The organism is Streptomyces sp. NBC_01261 (assembly GCF_036226385.1).
In the GTDB taxonomy this organism is placed as follows: Bacteria; Actinomycetota; Actinomycetes; order Streptomycetales; family Streptomycetaceae; genus Streptomyces.
The window spans coordinates 191,941-209,665 of record NZ_CP108463.1 but is presented as its reverse complement, the minus strand read 5'-3'; the positions used below and the strand labels follow the sequence as shown (position 1 = coordinate 209,665).

At 67.8% G+C, this 17,725-nt stretch carries 15 protein-coding genes and 1 pseudogene; 9 read left to right on the top strand and 7 right to left on the bottom strand.

Annotated features, from left to right (window positions below):
- Positions 1–2 precede the first annotated feature (2 nt).
- Positions 3–1,145 (top strand): peptidase C39 family protein, encoded by a 1,143-nt coding sequence (locus OG226_RS00815; protein WP_329347304.1) that lies wholly within the window; start codon positions 3–5, stop codon positions 1,143–1,145.
- A 227-nt stretch (positions 1,146–1,372) separates the two neighbouring features.
- Here the strand turns inward: OG226_RS00815 and OG226_RS00810 are convergent, their stop codons facing one another.
- The gene (locus OG226_RS00810; RefSeq protein WP_329347303.1) at positions 1,373–2,296 is read right to left on the bottom strand and encodes an NmrA family NAD(P)-binding protein; all 924 of its coding nucleotides are present in this window, start codon (positions 2,294–2,296) and stop codon (positions 1,373–1,375) included.
- Positions 2,297–2,401: 105 nt separating this feature from the next.
- Here OG226_RS00810 and OG226_RS00805 point away from each other — a divergent pair, with 105 nt between their 5' ends.
- The 5 genes from OG226_RS00805 (at position 2,402) to OG226_RS00785 (ending at position 7,121) form a co-directional block, all read left to right on the top strand.
- The gene (locus OG226_RS00805; protein WP_329347302.1) at positions 2,402–2,962 is read left to right on the top strand and encodes a TetR/AcrR family transcriptional regulator; all 561 of its coding nucleotides are present in this window, start codon (positions 2,402–2,404) and stop codon (positions 2,960–2,962) included.
- Between the two features lie 592 nt (positions 2,963–3,554).
- Positions 3,555–4,037, top strand: coding sequence for a hypothetical protein (locus tag OG226_RS00800; RefSeq protein ID WP_329347301.1), 483 nt, complete (start codon positions 3,555–3,557; stop codon positions 4,035–4,037).
- Between the two features lie 574 nt (positions 4,038–4,611).
- The gene (locus tag OG226_RS00795) at positions 4,612–5,733 is read left to right on the top strand and encodes an NADAR family protein (protein ID WP_329347300.1); all 1,122 of its coding nucleotides are present in this window, start codon (positions 4,612–4,614) and stop codon (positions 5,731–5,733) included.
- A gap of 268 nt (positions 5,734–6,001) precedes the next feature.
- Positions 6,002–6,871, top strand: coding sequence for an IS30 family transposase (locus tag OG226_RS00790; protein WP_329347299.1), 870 nt, complete (start codon positions 6,002–6,004; stop codon positions 6,869–6,871).
- Positions 6,837–7,121 (top strand): hypothetical protein, encoded by a 285-nt coding sequence (locus tag OG226_RS00785; RefSeq protein WP_329347298.1) that lies wholly within the window; start codon positions 6,837–6,839, stop codon positions 7,119–7,121. The genes OG226_RS00790 and OG226_RS00785 overlap by 35 nt, the downstream gene beginning before the upstream one ends.
- On the opposite strand, the gene OG226_RS00780 is transcribed toward OG226_RS00785, so the two are convergent.
- Together OG226_RS00780 and OG226_RS00775 are read right to left on the bottom strand one after the other, a co-directional pair.
- Positions 7,091–8,182 carry a hypothetical protein gene (locus tag OG226_RS00780; RefSeq protein WP_329347297.1) on the bottom strand — a complete coding sequence of 364 codons (1,092 nt, stop codon included), beginning with the start codon at positions 8,180–8,182 and terminating at the stop codon, positions 7,091–7,093. The two genes, OG226_RS00785 and OG226_RS00780, sit on opposite strands and share 31 nt — an antisense overlap.
- A gap of 198 nt (positions 8,183–8,380) precedes the next feature.
- The gene (locus OG226_RS00775) at positions 8,381–8,542 is read right to left on the bottom strand and encodes a hypothetical protein (protein ID WP_329347296.1); all 162 of its coding nucleotides are present in this window, start codon (positions 8,540–8,542) and stop codon (positions 8,381–8,383) included.
- A 92-nt stretch (positions 8,543–8,634) separates the two neighbouring features.
- Here OG226_RS00775 and OG226_RS00770 point away from each other — a divergent pair, with 92 nt between their 5' ends.
- The gene (locus OG226_RS00770; RefSeq protein ID WP_329347295.1) at positions 8,635–9,213 is read left to right on the top strand and encodes a suppressor of fused domain protein; all 579 of its coding nucleotides are present in this window, start codon (positions 8,635–8,637) and stop codon (positions 9,211–9,213) included.
- 26 nt (positions 9,214–9,239) lie between these two features.
- Here the strand turns inward: OG226_RS00770 and OG226_RS00765 are convergent, their stop codons facing one another.
- The 4 genes and pseudogenes from OG226_RS00765 to OG226_RS00745 all read right to left on the bottom strand — a co-directional run bounded on the left by OG226_RS00765 (position 9,240) and on the right by OG226_RS00745 (position 14,502).
- Positions 9,240–9,737 carry a hypothetical protein gene (locus OG226_RS00765; RefSeq protein ID WP_329347294.1) on the bottom strand — a complete coding sequence of 166 codons (498 nt, stop codon included), beginning with the start codon at positions 9,735–9,737 and terminating at the stop codon, positions 9,240–9,242.
- A 21-nt stretch (positions 9,738–9,758) separates the two neighbouring features.
- A complete protein-coding gene (locus tag OG226_RS00760; RefSeq protein WP_329353273.1) occupies positions 9,759–11,828 on the bottom strand; it encodes a galactose-binding domain-containing protein in 2,070 nt (689 codons plus the stop codon).
- A gap of 153 nt (positions 11,829–11,981) precedes the next feature.
- Positions 11,982–12,950: pseudogene (locus tag OG226_RS51435) on the bottom strand (aminotransferase class V-fold PLP-dependent enzyme); the annotation flags it as partial.
- Between the two features lie 508 nt (positions 12,951–13,458).
- Positions 13,459–14,502, bottom strand: coding sequence for a LacI family DNA-binding transcriptional regulator (locus OG226_RS00745; RefSeq protein ID WP_329347291.1), 1,044 nt, complete (start codon positions 14,500–14,502; stop codon positions 13,459–13,461).
- Positions 14,503–14,663: 161 nt separating this feature from the next.
- Here OG226_RS00745 and OG226_RS00740 point away from each other — a divergent pair, with 161 nt between their 5' ends.
- The gene (locus tag OG226_RS00740; RefSeq protein WP_329347290.1) at positions 14,664–15,881 is read left to right on the top strand and encodes an RNA-guided endonuclease InsQ/TnpB family protein; all 1,218 of its coding nucleotides are present in this window, start codon (positions 14,664–14,666) and stop codon (positions 15,879–15,881) included.
- Between the two features lie 645 nt (positions 15,882–16,526).
- Positions 16,527–17,042, top strand: a complete 516-nt coding sequence (locus OG226_RS00735) for an Imm21 family immunity protein (RefSeq protein ID WP_329353272.1) — start codon at positions 16,527–16,529, stop codon at positions 17,040–17,042.
- Positions 17,043–17,725: the final 683 nt, after the last annotated feature.

Sequence of the window (17,725 nt, the reverse complement as noted above, 5' to 3'; positions counted from 1 at the left end):
GAATGCCCTCGTCCCAGCAGGAAGCGCGCGCCGAGCGCACGGTCGTGCCGTTCGAACCCGGAGCTCTGCCCCGCCCGTTGTGGCGGCTCGGGCACCATGAGGTGCTGGAGCGCTGGCAGTCGGTCGACCGCTCGGCTCACGGCGCCCACATCGTGGCCGTCGGGGACGACGAGGACGGTGACGGTGCGAACTGGATCGGTGCCGCGCTGGTCACGGCCCGCCCGCACACGGCCTACCTGAAGATCGTCGACGCCGTCGGCGACATACCGGCAACTGTCGCGGCCGTCGTGGACCACGCCCGCGACCGAGCCCTCGTACAGGTCAAATGGGAAGGCTGGACGGCACGTCCCGAGGATGCCGCCGCCGCCGGTTTCACCCTCCTGCGTCCTCCCCTCGTGGAGGGCGCGGAAGATGAGGTGGGGCCCGCGTCCGGTTACGTCCGCTGGCTGCACGCAGGCGCCGAGGTGACCGAGCCGCCGTACTACCGGCAGACCACGCACTTCTCCTGCGGTGCCGTGACCGCGCTGGTCGCGCAGGCGCACGCGGGCCTGGGCTCGGCGGAATCGCTCGACCGGCGCGCGGAATTGACGCTGTGGCGCGACGCGACGAACTTCCCCTCGTGCGAACCTGTCGGACTGGGTGTCGCCGTGCGCCGGGCATGGCCGTCGTCCTCCGTGGTGGTCCACCTCGACGTGGACCGGCCCGTCCTGCTCGACAACTTCCCGGAGACCGAGAAGGAGTGGCGTGCCGACCTCCAGAGCATGTCCCGTACGGACGCGATACGGATCGGCGTACCGATTGTTCAACATCCCTTGCCCCCGGCCGGCATCCGGAGCGCCATCGGGCGAGGGGAGCGGGTGCTCTTGCTGATCTCGCTCGCCGGGATGCACGGCTTCGAGGTACCGCACTGGGTGCTCTGCCACGGCACCGTGCCCGGCGCCGTCGTCATCGAGGACCCGTGGGCCGCTGCGGCGACGGGGGACACCTGGGTCGACGCCCACCTGTTGCCCGTCCCCGACGAGTCCCTCGACACGATGTCGGACGTAGCGCCGGACGGCTTCCACGGCGCCGTGCTCATCGGCGACACTCCGCGCGGAGGCCCCGGCTCCCCGACCGAGCCGGTCGACGGGGACGACGAGGAGTGACAGGGGGCGAAGGGGAGCGATGGGGGGCGGGAAGGGTAGGTCTCTGGTGGGTGCGTTCAGCACGTCACGGAGATCCGGAGCGACGCCTCCGATGCCCGCTGGTCCTTGGCGGCGGTCTCACGGCGGCTATGCGGGATCGCCCACACCGCAGTGCGGATCCCTGCACTCTCGCTGGGCGGGCGTTCGGTCCGCCCACCTGCACAGATGCGGCAGACATCCGCTCCCCCTCAGGCGGTGGTCCGCAGATGCTCTTGCGCCCAGTCTTCGAAGCTGGTCAGGTCGATGCCCAGCGCACGGGCGAACTCGGGCCGGGCGGGCTGGCCGACAACCTCCATGAACTCGTGTGTGGCGCCCATGTCTCCCATTCCGGCGGCGCGGGCCTGTTCCTCGGTCATGTCCGGGGCTGTCAGCGGGACCCCGATGGCGTGCGAGAGGATCTCGGCGATTTCGGTCATGGTCAGGTAGTCGCTGGTCAACTCGAGTTCCACTCGGTGGAACTCGGCGGGGGCGGATATGGCAGCCGCCGCAGCCCGGCCCACGTCCTTGGCCGCTACGAGTGCCAGATGCGTGCCCGGTTTCAGGACGGTGACCAGGCCCCCTTCGACGCCGCGGGGGAAGTAGAAGCGCAGGGACGGCTCGAAGTTCTCCATGAAGAACGACGGCTTGAGCAATGTCCAGTAGGGAAAGTGGAGTTCGCGCAGCCGGTCCTGGATCGCAGCCTTCGTGCCGAGTGGCGCCTCCAACATCGCCCACCGTCCTTCGGCCCAGCCCGGGGCCTCGACATGTTGCCCTACGCCGCTGGTGGAGGACTGGACGAACTGTTCGACACCGGCAGTCCGCGCGGTCGTCATGAGGTTGTCGGCCTGACTGACCTCGCCGGCGAAGTCGAACCCCTGCTCGGTGTAAGCGGGCATCTGCACAGAGAAGACGGCTCGTACGCCGTCCACGGCCGCCTCAAGGGTTGCAGGTTCGGTGAGATCGCCCACGAACAGGTCGGCGCCGAGTTCCTCGACGACCCGAGAACGCGGCGTGCTCGGGTCGCGCACCAGTGCGCGCACCGGTGTTCCCTGCGCGACCAGGGCGCGGACGGCGGCACCGCCTTGGCGGCCAGTGGCACCGGTGACGAGAACCGGCTTTGCGGCAGTAGTCATGTGTACAGCTCCTCGGCGGTCACGCACACCATAAACGGCGGGCCCCGCCGTTTCGTGTTCGGTAGAATACGGCGGGGCCCGCCGCTAATCAATGTTGGGGAGATCATGACCGGCCAGCGCTCGGACGCCCGCCGCAACTACACGCACATCCTCGCCGTGGCCGAGGCCGAGGTGGCAACCCAAGGAGCCCAGGCGTCCCTGGAGCAGATCGCCCGCACTGCAGGCGTCGGATCAGCCACTGTGAGGCGCCATTTCCCCACCCGCAAAGCCCTCCTCGAAGCCGTCTTCAAACAGCGCATCCATGACCTGTGCGATCGCGCCCAGACGCTCTGCGGCGAGCACGACAGCCGCTCCGCGCTGGTGGAATGGCTGGGCGAGCTGCTCGCCTACTCACTGGCCGCGCGTGGCCTGGCGGACGTCCTGTCCTACCAACCCCTCCAGGACGAGACCACCCAGGACTCCTGTGCGTCAGCCATCGGCGCGGCGGGCGCCTTGCTGTTGCGCAAGGCCATCGACGACCAGACTGTCCGGGCCGACATCACCATCGACGATCTGCTCGTACTGATCGTCGGAATCGCCCTGGCCACCGAGAATTACACCGACCCGGCGATGCCGGCGGACCGCGCCTTCCGGCTCGCCGTCGCAGGCCTCGGCGACGGCACCTGAGCACTCACATACGACCGTCACACCCCTGGTGGTGGGGGACCGACCGGTGACCGCGGACCACCTGACGGCAAGCGAACGAATCGACACCGACCGCATCCGCCGCGAAGAGGGAGAGACCAGAACCACAGATGGTCCATGGTCTTTTTGCTTCCATCGGACTCATGCGGAAGCGGTCCATCAAGCCGGCCCGTGGCGGTTGGCCACACCAAACGGCACCGACCAGACCTTGTGTCGGCGACGGCTGAAAAGTGGACCAGCAGCGACGCTCGCGGGAGGCGACCGCCTGCCGGCTCCATCCATACATCGAGCAAAGGTCGGCAAGGCATCTGAAGCGTGCGGCCACGCGCCGTGACGACAGCCGTCAAGAGCGCGATGCCGTACGCGAACTCCGAAGTCCGTCGCCTCGCCCACAACCGGCGTCGGGCGCCGCACCCGCGAGATCGCGGACCTGCTCGCGTAAGACCCTGCCGCATGAGGATCGGCGAAGCGGCAGCGACCCGAAAGTCGTATCGGGTCCATCGGCAGGAACTGACGCGCGTTGTCAGTGGGAGCGGAGAAGGCCACACCGCTGGCAATATAGGGAGGCGGAGGCGTGCACGCAGACGATTTCCTCCGCACCGAGCCCGACGACGCGATGAGCCGGACCGAGCGTCGGCCCGGCCACTGGATGTGTCAGCTCTGGGAACTCGATCTCGAACTGATGGAGTTGCTGCGCTTCGGTCCGCTGCCCGCCGAGCCGGACCTGGAAGTGGCTGTGGCTCTGCCCCGGCTGCTGCACGAAGACTTCGTCGCCATGGGTACCAGCCACGACGAGGGCATGAACGACGAAGAGGTCGTCCTCGCCGTCAAGGCACATCGCGCAGTCCTCAGCCGCCTGGGGCTCAAGCCTCCGCAGTTGCCGTTCCGGCACACAGCGGGTTCTACGACTCCTGGCGCAAGAACGACATGTCCGGCGGAGACGGCTGGCAGGCTCGCCGCGAGTGCATCGAAGAGCTTTCTCGCGCCGACCCGTGAGGCCCCGGAGGAACTGCAGGAGATCGAATACGAACAACGCTTCAAGAACGGGCCCCGCTGAACCTTCAAGAACCTGATCTTCGCGGTCGTGGGCGCGAATCCGAAGATCGTGCTCCGGGACGCCGTGAACAACGATGTGGAGATCGTCCAGAACGCGCCGAGAACTGCCTCGTGTGTAGCGACCCGTTGCACGTGCTCGTCCGGCAGCCTTTCTGTCACCAGAAGCGAGGATCGGCAGCTTCTGGCACCCCGGGACGGCACTTCACCACAACCGTGTCCTGCTCCTGCGCGTCCTACTACTGAGCGTCGGCAGAAGTCGGCCGTCCCGGGGGAGCGGGTCGCGAGTCATGCAGAAGTACGTGATCGTCCAGCACATCACACGGTTCTTCTGGCCCCCGCGTGGTGCAATCCGGCAGCCGCCCACGTTCGCCCGGCACATGGTTCTGCCAATGGTCACGCACCGGCCTTCGGCACTCTGTGATGCCAGCAGGTGCTGCGACCAAGTGGGATGAGCTGCAGCCCGATGAAGCCGCCAAGTCCCTGCCTGCCCACCACCCGTCAAGCAATCGGGTGAGGGACTTCGACCGTGCGGAAATTCCCCGACCCCGCAGCGGCAGCTGCGGCACAATCGCCGGATGATCGGCAACAAGACCACTCACCGCACGGTGGACGGCGTTCGCATACCCGGCACATGGCGCCACGCCTTCATCCGCAACGGCGATACGCACTTCCTCACCGACCTGTTCATCTACGCCGACGGCCTCATCGACTGCTGGGAACTGGTCACCCTTGAGGAGTTCCAGAACAAGCTCCGCAGCGGCTGGGTAGCCACCACCCTGCCGGACGGCGCCAAGGCATCCGCGTTCGAACTGGCCAGCTGGACCTTCAGCGAGCCCCACAGTTACCTCACCCCCGACCTGCTGGTCGCCGAGATACGAGCCACCATCGACCAACTCAACGGGCGCCCGGATTCGACGGGCCGGTGCCTCGTCGCCGTCGACACCTTCCTCGCCGACCGGACCGAGGGAAACCGCGCTGCAGCCCGCAACGCCTTCCTGGCCATCCCGATCTCGCAGCGCCGCTACGCACTGGGCGACATGGACAGCAAAGACTGGCCGCTGCGGGTGTTGGTGGCGGGACCCGGCGGCGAAACGTACATCCCGGCCGATGGGCCGATCATGCAGGAGGACTACGACAGGGCCGTCGCCTACTTCGAGGAACGGGCGCGATGGGCCGCTGAACGGGCCGCACGCGTCCCGGCAGACGGGCCAGTGACCTCCTTCGCCCCGGCGATCAAGCTGCACCACACGTATCCGAGCATACCGGTCGATGCCCCGGGATTCCGGGGCTTGCGCAACGACTACCCGGCCCCGATCGTCGTCGGCGAGGTTAGCTACCCATCTGCCGCCCACGCCTACTGGGCGCTGTCAGTCGCTGACCCCGAGGTCCGGACCGTGATCGCCACGGCAGAGACCCATGCCACCGCACGCAAGTCCGCGACCGCGGCAGCACAGCGTGAGGGCTGGCAGCACGCCCGCACCGCGGTAATGGCGGCCCTACTGCGCGCGAAGTACGATCAGCACCCCGACCTGGCTGAGATCCTGCTGACCACGAACGACGCCACCGTGATCTACGACGACGCCGACTCGGGCTTCTGGGGGGACAACGCCGGACGCGGCCGCAACTGGGCAGGCCGCCTCCTGGAACTCGTCCGCTCGGAGCTGCAGGCACAGCGGGCGGGAATCGCAGCGCTGTGAAGGGCCACCCGCCGCTCGAATCCGAGCTGCGACTGCTCGATGCGGAGCTACCACTTCAGCAACCACCAACTCCCGCTTGACTCGGTGCAGAGAAGGAATCGGAACCAGTGCAGCAAGTCCATCCCGTAAGAACGGGCCGTCGCCGCCGCGCGGCCGGCTCTTTGCAGGTCCCGAAGGAAGGAACCTTGGGTTCAACCGGTCGCTGCAACATTGCAGGTAGAACGGGTGCCGGAGGTGTTGCAGGGTGGCGAGGATCGGTCGTCCGGGGATGTCGGACGCACAGAAGCGGGAAGTCTGGCAGCGGTGGAAGGAGGGGCAGTCACTCAGCGAGATCGGCCGCGCGCTGGGCAAGGTACCCGGCTCGATCCATGGTGTGGTGAAAGCGAACGGCGGCTTTGTACCCGCCGAGCGCACCCGGGCGAAGACCGTGCTGAGTCTGGCCGAGCGGGAGGAGATCTCCCGCGGTCTGGCCCGCAATGAATCTTTCCGGACGATTGCGGTCCGGCTGGAGCGGGCGCCCTCGACGGTCAGTCGGGAGGTGGGCCGGCACGGCGGCCAGGCGAAGTACCGGGCCGCGGTCGCCGACGAGCGGGCCTGGGATAGCGCCCGCCGCCCCAAGTCCTGTCTACTGCAACGCAATTGGGCCCTGCGGGACATGGTCGCGGACAAGCTGGCCGCCGACTGGTCGCCGCAGCAGATATGGGGCTGGCTTGTCGACCGCTTCGGACGGGAGGACGGTATGTACGTGTCCCACGAGACCATCTACCGCAGCCTGTTCATCCAGGCCCGCGGCGTGCTGAAGAAGGAGCTCATCGCCCATCTGCGCGGGCGGCGCACGATGCGCCGGTCGAAGAAGGCCACCACCGCCGGCCAGGCTCGCGGACAGATCCGTGACGCCATCTCTATCCGCGAGCGTCCCGCCGAGGCCGCCGACCGCGCCGTTCCCGGTCACTGGGAGGGCGATCTGATCACGGGGGCGAAGAACAGCCACATCGCCACGCTGGTCGAACGCCACTCGCGCTACGTGATGCTCGTCCGTGTGCCCGGCAAGGACGCCGTCAGCGTCGTCAACGCACTCACCGAGCACGTCCACGGTGGTCGCGGTGATGCGCCACCTAGAGGCGAAGGCGATCGATGACGCGCTGGACCTGTTCGGGATTATGACGGCCACTCGGTTGATCAGTACCGCGAAGCGGTCCACGGACAAGCAGCTGCTCTCGGCACTGCCGCAGCTGGAGAGGGCGGCACGGATCACGGCCAGGGTCTCGAAGGTGGTCATGGAGGAGCTGGGGGTCATCGAGGAGACCGGCTGCGATGTGGATGCGGCCGTGCTGTGGCGGGCGCTGGAGGCCGGAGGTCAGTTGAGGGCTGTGGCGAACGCCGTGTAGTACGTGCCGTACGAAGTCTTTGCGGTAGCCCAGTTCACGATGAGGGTGTCCAGGGCATTGGTCGGCCGTCCGGCGGCCGTGGCCTTCGCTGTGGTCGAATCCGTCTTCTGTCGCTTCGTGGGGAGGGCGGTGTTCTGCTCCCTGATCTCCTCTGCAACCTTCTCCTTCCAGACGACGAGGAAGGCGTCGCTGATCTTCTTCCGCCAGGCGGTCTGGATCTTCGGACGGTAGCGGAAGTGCTCCACAACATGCCGGGCTGCCAGGGCAGCCGCGTGATGGATGGTGCGGGTCGTGGTGAAGCTGTCGGGGAAGAAGTCGAACGTCATGATTATCGCCTCGGCGATGGCCTTCGCCTCCTTACCGGTGGGATCGACGCCCACCACGGCGTCGATCGTCGTGTCGAGCGCGGTCAGTCCTGCCCGGTCCGAGGTGACGTAGGAGTCCGCGTCCACCGATGTCCAGGGGAATTCACCGCGGAACCGCAGCCACGCCTCCAGCTGCTGGTCGAGGTCTGCGACCCAGTCGGTATGGAGATTGGGCTTCCACCGGAGGGGGGCGTCGAACTTGGCGGTGTCGTACTCGGCCGCCTTCGGCAGGTGGTCGAAATAGATCCGGCCTGCTCGCTTCTCCTGCACCTTGCCGGTCGTCGGAACGACGTACCACGCCTGGTCGAGTTTGATTCCGCCCCGCTCGAAGTTGGGCAGGATTTCATCGATCACGTCGGCGATCCATTTTTCGAGATAATCCTTGTGTTTTTTTCCTGCCGGGTGGGTGGGTGCGATGAGGGCCTGGCCGTACCATTGCTGCAGAAGGTTCTTGCTGAATACCCAGAGGCTGTGCAGTTCGGACCATGCCTCAACCCAGGTCTTATCGAGCATCAGATCCTGTAACGCGTTGAGGAAGACGATGTTCGACGTCACGTGCGCACGTTGTCCTTTGGCGCCGGTCTGCCCGTCCTCGATGTGCACCTTAGTGGCATCCCGCGTCTGGCTTACCTCGTTGATGCGCATTTTCAGGGTGGGGAATTCCTCTTGCGAGTTGGCTGCGGATTCGAACGTCACTTTTATCACGTGGTGTTTCCCCCATGGTGATGATGCCGTGGTACTCGTCTGCCCGGACTCACTGTGGGTGAGCCAGCCCTCTCAGACAATAGGGCGTGGAGAAATTGGTTCCTGTGCCCCCGGTAGGGCTTCGGCGGCAGGGTGATTGCAAAGTCCTTTGATCATGAATCGGTGCAGGTCAGTTGAGTCCGAGGATGGTCAGTGGTCGTTCGCGGGGTCGGAGGGCTGTCGTGCGGAGTCCGGCGGCGATGCTGGTGGGCCGGCGGTGCGGAGCTGGTTGATAGCGAAGCTGCGCAGGGTGGCCATGTTCTCCGAGGTGTGGCCGGTGCGGATCCGGCCATGGGACTGGTAGGCCCGCATGTTGAGGTGTCGCGTATTCGCGGTTGAGGCCCACGGACCATGACGCTGGGTGAGAAGTCGGGCCGGTTGATTGGGTCTGGCATGATCGCGCGGTGAGTGATGCGAGGCTGCTGGCCGTGGAGGCCGTTGAGTCACATGTCCGTGCGTTCTTCGAGGGGCATTCCGTTGAGGTCGTCGTCTGCGACCTGGGGCCGGAACGTCGCGAGGTCCTGCCCGACCTGCGGGTTCTCGTTGTCGGCCCCGGTCCACGCAGCGATAGCTGGGCCTATGTGACCGCCGGGTGCTGGGCCGCGACGGAGAAGGACGGTCACGGGCTTGAGTTCGTCATGACCGCCCACATCCGCGACCAGCAGTTCATCGACCTCATGGCCATGATCACGTACTACCACTGCGGTGGGCATCAGCTCGACCTGGAGCACAGTATGCCGATCGGTGACCCATGGGTGCCGGGCTCGAACTGCGACCACCTGCTGATCAGCCTGCCCTATCTCCACGGACCTGACCTTGAACACTGTCCGCTGCCCGGGGGGCAGGCCCGCATCCTGTGGACCTTGCCTGTGACGGCCGCCGAAATCGAGTTCCGCAGGCATCAGGGTCATGAGGCGTTGGAGCAGCTCTTCGACGAGGCGGAGATCGTTCCCACTGATCCTTTCCGGGCATCGGTCGTGTGAGACAACGACCGAACCGCTCCCGACGGTCACCGCGAGTGATCACCAGGAGCGTATCGGCTCCAGGTTCCGCCAGCTTCGGTCACCAGGCGGGTGGCGGTCTTGTCGTGGTAGCCGAGTGCTCTCGCGATGACGGGGGCCGGGGCTTGGGGGACGAGCTGACGGATCGCGGAGGTCCTGCCGCGCTGTGGAGGGACGCCGATCTCACGCAGATGGACTTGCAGGCTGACCGGGTTCATCGGCTGTCCGGGCTGACGGCCGGGGAAGAGCCACTGTGAGCTCCTGCTGCTGGCGTAGGGCAAGTGTTGCCGGGACTGGATGTAGGCCCGCATCAGGTCGGCGACGGGCTCCGGTAGCGGTGACGGCGGGTCTCCCAGCTGGACGGTGACGGTGGTCTCGTCGTCAGTGATGTCGTTGATGGTGAGGCGGACGATGCGGCTGACGGGTTGCGCGTAGAGGAGAACGAGAGAGAAGACGCCGGCCATGCCCAGCCCGGTCACCACGGCGCTCAACAGCCAGGCGAACACGTCGCGTCCGTCGGCCCCGGCTCAGGCGCTGTGGACCCCAACCTCGTACAGCGAGTACCCCCAGTCCGTCCCGCGATCGAGGCCGTGGACCCGGACGTAGCGGGCCGGAGTCCCGGTGAACCGGGCCGTGTCCAGGCCGCCGTCGGCGCTCGTGGTGGACCAGGCGGTCTGCCAGTTCGTGCCGTCGGTGGAGATCTCGATGCGATACGCCTTCCCGTACGCGCGCTCCCAGTCCAAGGTCACCCGGGAGACCAGGTGGGTGGAGCCCAGGTCCACCTGCCACCACTGGTCGTCGCTCCAGTCGCTGGCCCAGCGGGTGGCGTCGTCGCCGTCGACGGCTCGGCCCGGCTGGTAGCTGGTGAACGGGTTCGACTCGGACGAACTGGCCGTCGAGGGCTGCCCCTTGGCAAGGTTCACCGAGGCTTGGTGCTGTTCGGTGGCCCGCCAGGTGTCCAGGTAGGACTCGGCGCCCCGGAACAGGTCGTTCACCACGTCCTGGCCGCCGACCTGCCGGATGTCCTCGATCCAGTCGGGGATCATCCCGGCGTGGGCCGCGCCGTCGGTGTTGATGTCGAAGGTGCGCTCGCCGGAGGTCTGCCTGTCGATGACGGAGCCGCCGTCGACGCTCTTGAAGGGGTACGTCACCTTGTTCGCGGCGTCCGCGCCCCGCGGGGCGGGATGGTCGCCGATGCCGTTGAAGTCGGTGCCGTAGCCGTAGCCCACGCCGTACTTGTCGCGCAGTGCCTTGGTCCGGGCGGCTTCCGCGACGAAGCCCTCGGAGCCGTGCATGTACTGGGCGACGAAGCCGCCGAGGGCGTAGACCCGTTCGGTCCAGTTCAGGTCCATCCAGCTGTGCGAGGAGATCACGCCGGGGTAGGACGCAGACTCCAGGATGTCCAGCGCCTGGCCGACGGCCTTGACACCCATGTGGTCGATCTCCAGCATCATCTTGCGTTTCATCATGCCGCGCACGGCGTACTCGCCGAGTTCGGTGAGGCCTCGCTTGTTGCACTGCGCGTTCGAGTCGTACGAGGGGACGTCCACGCCGGCCGGCAGATCCGACTCCGCCTCCGAGGTGGCGCTCCCGATGGGGTTGTCGTGCTGCGGGCCGGTGCACTTCTCGGTCTGCCAGAAGGTGCCGGTGGACAGGAACTGGCCGACGTTGATGGCCGTTCCGAGGCCGCCGGAGTCGAAGCGGACGCCGCACAGCGCGTTGTCGAACTTGTGGCAGAGGAACATGGAGCGGACGCCGAGGGCGTAGAGCGCGTCGAGGCCCTTGTCGATGTCCTGCTTGCTGCACTGCGGGATGTCGAGGATCTGCTTGCATCCGAAGGGTTCGGAGGTCTCGACCCCGAGGACGACGGCGAGTTTGCCCTCCTCGATGACCTGCCGCGCCTGCGCACTGTCGGTGACGATCCGGAACCAGCCCTTGCCGGTGCCGCCGTACATCTTGTCGATGTACGCCTGGAGCGCGTAGGTCATCTTCGCCTGCAGCCGGATCGAGGTCATCTCGTCACAACTGCGGTCCTTGAAGGGGTAGATGGAGCAGATCATGCCGTTGGTGACGAGGTCGTTGACGAGCACGCGCTGTCCGCCGCGCCAGGCCCGCTCCACCCAGGCGTAGTAGTCGGCCTGGTGGGTCATCGAGTCGTAGGCGGGCCAGTCCTTGAAGGTCGGCCAGCCGACCGGGTCGTGCTTGCCGTCGCCCCCGTGGGTGATGTAGTCGAAGATCGCGAGGGTGCCGTCGGGGTAGTGCTCGGGGCAGTCCTTCAGGGCGTCGGCGACACCGGCCTCGGAGAAGACCTTGCCGCAGATCAGCCGGCCGCCGAAGGCCTCGTTGCCGAAGAGGTGGTTGTGCGCGTCGACGAACCCCTGTACCTCTCCTGCCGAGTTGGTGCCGGTGAAGGGCTCGCCGGTGACGTTGATCTGAACGTCCGGGGCGGGGCGGGCGGTCGGGATCCACCAGTCGTTGCCGGCAGCCGAACTCGGGCTGGGCCCGAGGGCCATGGCCAGTACCAGAAGCAGCAGCGACAGCATGGTGGTGTGCCTGCGTCTGCGGTACGAGTGTCGAAGCGGCGTCAAGGCACACATCCCTCGGTCGGCGGGAAGACGCGGTTGACCGACCGTTGAGGTTGTCATGACCCGCGCAATATCTGGGATGAGGATCGGGCCGCATGCCTGCCGAGTCAAGCGTCCGGAACGCCTTGGCTGATCTTTCCGCGGCGGAACTCCCGAACTGCCGTCTCAGCGGCGGGACTCCCGGGCCCAGACACCCGGTACGGGGACGCATTGCTCGGCCAAGTACTCGTAGTCGGCAGGGGTGTTGTAGACGTGGGCGGACACGCGCAGGTAACCGATGCCGTCGAAGCTGGTGAAGGCCGCCTCGACAGCGAGTTCGCGGGCCACCCGGTCGCGCAGCGCGTCGGCGTCGATCCGGGTGCGCCCGAGGCCGTCGGGCAGCCGCACCAAGCGCATGCCGGGGACGGGCATACCGACGTCGGGTCGGCTGCTCTCACCGGCCAGCCGTTCGAGGGCGGCGCCGATGACATGGTCGGCACGGTCCGCCGGCCGGTCCGTGCAGAGGCGGGCCGCGGTTCAGCCCCAGGCGTGCTCGACCAAGGCGAGGGACGTCGGCGCGGCCAGCTAGGAGGTGGCGTCGAGCGTGCCTTGCTGGGCGAAGCGGTCGGGGTACGGGTCCTGGTCACCCCAGGAGTCGATCAGCGGGTGGATCAGGTCCCGCAGGGGCCCGTGGGCGACCAGGGCCGGGGTGCCGCGCGGGGCACAACCCCACTTGTGGAGGTTGCCGGTCCAGAGATCGAACGTCGCGTCAGCGAGCGGCGCGGCGAGCAGGCCCGGCGCGTGCGCGCCGTCGGCGAGCATCGGCACGCCTCGGCGGAGCGCTTCCGCGCCGATGCGCTCGAGAGGTGGCCGGAGGGCGGTCGCCGAGGTGACCTGGTCGACCACGATGAGGTCGGTGGCCTCGCCCATCTCGGCGCCCACGGCCTCGTATGCCATGTCCTCGTCGGCGCCGAGCGGCACCCGTGCCGTGGGTATCCGGCCGCCCCGGCGGCGTGCCAGCCGCTCGGCTCCCATGGTGACCGCATCGTAGCCGTGGTCGGTGACGACGATCTCTCCGACACGGCGGCGGGCGAACGCGTTGTACACCACGCAGGCGCAGGCGCAGGCGCAGGCGTTCGGCACCAGTGCGGGGTCGGTCTCGCACCGCATCCGGGCCGAGGTCTCGACGTCCTCGCCGACCAGGTGCCGAAACTGTGTGCCGTCGTCGGCCGCGGTGACGGCGACGTCGGCCACCTCTGAGCGGTCGCGAGCCGGTGGGGCCACGCCTGCTCGAACGGGCCCATCGCCTGCTGCACGAGGGTTTCGTAGCCGACGGCGACGGCTTCCTCCGGGTCGGTGGTCAGCGCGCCGACGCGGAAGGGCGGCGACGACCTGCTCGTGGTCCAGGTGCCGGGCCGGCGGCAGAACCTCGATCAGCCCGCGGGTTCCGGCGGCGTCGTTGCCGGGAAGGCACCGGGCTCGCGCGGGAACGCTACGAGGTAGTGGTCCGGGACCAGGCAGAAGTCGCCTCGAACACCCGGGCGCTCGTGGCGGGTGACCTCGGTTCAGGTGGTCGGCCGTGGTTTCCCGGCCGAGCGTTCTGCGCGGCCGGTGGTTGAGCTCGTGCGCGACGGTCTGCAGGGGTCTGCCGTAGCCGCCCGGCTCAGCGCGCCGCGCCGTTGACGCGCGCCTGGCGGCCGGTGGGCGCGGCGGCCGTGCTGGACCGCAGCGAGACCGGGGGTGCCAGCAAGATGTGCTGAGGCGGGGTGTCCGGCGCGGTGATGCGCCCCACCAGCAGGGACACGGCCTTCTCACCCATCTCCAGGGCAGGCACGTCCGCCGCCGTGAGCGGCGGACGGAAGTCCTCGGCCCAGGTCCTGGCCGCCACTCCGGTGATGGAGAAGTCGTACGGCACTTCCAGGCCGGTGTCCCACAGCGCCCTCTGGATGCCGGGCAGGGCGGCCTCGTTGATGGTGGTGACAGCTGTGAGGTCCGGATGGCTCTGCAGAAGCGCCGTCATGCATTCCTGGCCGGAACGGGCATCGTCCCCACAAGGCACTTCGATGCCCTCAAGACCGCGTTCCGCCAAGGCCTTCTCGAAGCCCTCCCTGGCCCTGCGGGCGGGGCCGTAACCCGCCGCGATGAGTTCCGGGGAACGGGTGACCAGAGCAACCCGGCGGTGCCCCAGATCGGCGAGGTGGCGCACACAGTGCTGGATCAAGCCGGCGTAGTCGACGTCGATCCAGGACATCTGCTGGTCGCCGGCCGTGTGCCCGATGCCGACGAAGGGCAGCCCGGCGTCATGCAGCCGACCGACACGAGGGTCCTCCAGGCGGATCTCCATGAGAATCACACCGTCCACGCGGCTCTCCGAAACCAACCGCTCGAAGGAACGGTCGTGATCCCCGCCGGAAGGGGACAGCAGCACATCCAGGTCGACCCGGGCGGCGGCGTCGACCACGCTGGCGACGAAGTCCAGCTGCATGTGCGTGAGCCGGTTGCCGGCGGGCGGGATGACGAGACCGATCGTCCGGGTCCGCCCCTCCTTGAGGGCCCTCGCGGCCGCGTTGGGCCGGTAGCCCAACTCGTCGATCACGTCTTGGATACGTCTGCGGGTGCTGGTCGAGACGGGACGTTTGCCGCTCAGCGCGTACGACACCGTGCTCCGTGACACGCCCGCGCGCCGGGCGATCTCCCCGATGTTCATCGGGGCTCTCCTTCGTGGATGCCCCCGGCTTTAGCCGGGGGAGGAAACGAAGCTCCTGCGAAGCAGGGCAGGGAAAGCCGGTGCGCACCCAGGGCGGACCGGTGTGTGCCCTCTACCGGCCGACACCCGCCACTCACACGGGAGTTGATAGAACGTGAGGCATGACGCAGCAGGTGAAGCGGGCGTTCGAGTACCGCTGTTACCCCACGGACAGGCAGGCGGCCGAGCTGTCGCGCACGTTCGGCTGTGTCCGCCTGGTCTACAACAAGGCGCTGGAAGAGCGCACCCGGGCCTGGTACAGCGAGCAGCGCCGCATCTCCTACGTCCAGTCGGCGGTCGCGCTGACCCAGTGGAAGAAAACCGAGGAACTCGCCTTCCTGACGGAGGTGTCCTCGGTCCCGCTCCAGCAGGCGCGACGCCACCTCCGCACGGCGTTCGGGAACTTCTTCGCCAAGCGCGCGAAGTACCCACGCTTCAAGTCCCGGAAGAAATCCTGCGCGTCGGCCGAGTACACCCGCTCCGCCTTCACGTGGTGCGAGGGCCGTCCGACTCTGGCGAAGGTGGCCGGTTTTCCGGACATCCGCTGGTCGCGTCCGCTCCCGGAGGGTTCGGTACCGACGACGGTGACCGTGTCCCGTGACGGTGCGGGCCGCTGGTTCGTGTCGGTGTTGTGCGACGACCGCATTGCCCCGGCTGCGGCCACGGAGAATACGGTCGGCATCGACGCCGGCGTCGCTTCCCTGGTGGCCCTGTCCACCGGTGGGAAGGTCACCAACCCCCGGCACGAGCGCCGTGACCGCGGCCGTCGCGCCAGGGCGCAGCGGGAACTGTCCCGGAAGACGAAGGGCTCGGCGAACCGGGAGAAGGCCCGCAAGCGGGTCGCCGAGGTCCATGCGCGGATCGCCGACCGGCGCCGCGACCACCTGGACAAGCCGTCGACTCGTCTCGTCCGTGAGAACCAAACGGTCGTGATCGAGAACCTCACCGTCCGCAACCTGCTGAAGAACCACACGTTGGCGCGCGCCATCTCGGACGCGTCGTGGACGCAACTCCGGTCGATGCTGGAGTACAAGTGCGCCTGGTACGGGCGCGAACTCGTCGTGATCGACCGGCGCTTGCCCAGCAGCGAGCTCTGCGGGGTCTGCGGGGTCTGCGGGACGGTCGTAGCGAGGATGCCGCTGAACGTCCGCGCGTGGACGCGCGCCTGCGGTGCGGTGCGTGACCGCGACATCAACGCGGCCCGCAACATCGTGGCCGCCGGGCCGGCGGCGTCTGCCTGTGGAGACGGTGTAAGACCTCAACGGGAGTCCTCCCGGACGGGGCAGTCGTCGGTGAAACAGGAACCCCAGTGGGCGACCGCTGGAATCCCCCGCCTTTAGGTGGGGGAAGTCAATCAGCTCCCAAGAACTCACCCACAGACCGCAAGGGTACCGCGCGCGAAATGTTTCGCTCCTGAGGCAGGGGCTGGTCGCGGACCCGCCCGGTGGTGCCGAAGTGGCCGGATGCGGGGGAGGATTGGGCGTCGCGGAAGGGCGCTCGCGGGATCAACTCGGCGACGACCATCGGTGGTTGCTGTGACCGTTGCAGGGTCAGGTGATGACCTTGGCGCCGGGTGCCGGGGCTGGTGCCCTGGAGGCGTGTGCGCCGCAGCGGGATCCGGGCGGGCGAAGGAGGTCAGAGCGCGATGAGTTCGTGGGGAACGGCGTTGAGCCGCCGGGAACCGTCGGCGTTCCGTGTCTGACGTAGTACTGGAAAGTACCCATGACGGCGCTGTGCGCCGGCACCGTGGCGGGATGAGACTCCGGGGCGCGTAACGGTTTCTGGCCGGTGGGTGGTGTGATTTCTGTGCGCGGGTGTCAGCGGACGCGGCAGACTGGCTCTTCGGCACTTCCCGTGAAACAGGCGGTCTTGGGGCGGGTTCTCGGCGGCGCGTTGTCAGTGGCCGAGGGCACACTCACGGCATGGATCACTCTTCGCGCGCCGTTCCTGGTTCAACACGAAATTCTTCAGGCTGGGTTTAGTCGCTGGGCGGCCCGCTGATCGTCGTGCCCGTGTCCGTGCTGGCCGAATGGGGTGGCTGTTCGGAGAACTGGGGCGAGGAAGCGGGCATTTCGGAGGACTACGACCGCGCCTGCGAGGTCGAGGGCTGGGCCGGAATGCTTGATGTCGGCGGCAGTGGTGCCCGGGCTCTGGTCCTTGCGGATGAGCCCGCCACCAGCCGGTACCTGCCCGAGCAACGGGTCTTTGTCCGCTGGCTCGCTGCCGACTCAGAGTCCGAGCTTCTTGCGGCTGCCGACACCGTCCTCGCCGATCGCGACATCGAGTGGGACGACGTCGGCGTCTGGGAGAGGGATGGGCCCGCCGTTCTCATGGACTCCACCACGCCGGGGGCCGAACTCGATGAGGAGTACCCCGACGGCGGCCAGCCGGACCAGGCTCCTGTTCCGCTGCCTGCTGGCCGGTGGCGAGTCCGTGCGGTTAACACAACAGGCGAATTCCCTTGGGTCGGTGTGGTCCAGTTGCTGCCCGAAAGACCGTGAGACCGCGGCGAGGGGCAGGGCGTGGTTGGTGGGCGTGGTTGGTGGGCGAGGAGGATGCGGCGTCTGAGGAGGGCGAAGCCGGCCCGGCCACAGTGTTGGCGTTTGAGGAGCTTGACGCGCGTGACGTTGCTCTCGACGGCACCGGAACACCAGGCCAGGGTGCGCCCGGCGGCGACGGCGGTCAGGCCCTTGCACAGGCCGAGTGCGAAGGTGCGTCGTGCCTTGATGTCGCAGTCGTCGACCTGGGGGAGCCAGTCCCTGAGCCGGTGTCCTTCCCGGCGCCGCAGAATGGTTGTGAACCCTCGGGCCGGTCGGCAGGTCTGTGCGATCTCCGGGCACCGGTCGCAGATGTCCTTGAGGTCCTGCCGGGCCTGCTCGTTCTGGTTCTCGGGATGGCCGATGATCCACCGCACCACATCCGCGACGGCATGCGGTGGTGGAGTGTCCGGGACATCACGCTTCGGGCGGCAAGCGCAGGGGCGGACACAGCCGGCCCGGTTCGAAGCGCCTGAAGGCTGCGCTGGCCGCAAGGCGATTCAGCCGTGAGCAACGCCAGGCGGCTGACCGCCCAGCTCGACACCCTCGGTTTCGACGTCACCATCGGGACCCGCGGGGTCAGGACCCTCCTGAACCGGGCTCGACACGAGTGCGGCCCCGCCACGGGCCTCGCTCAAAGATGCCCG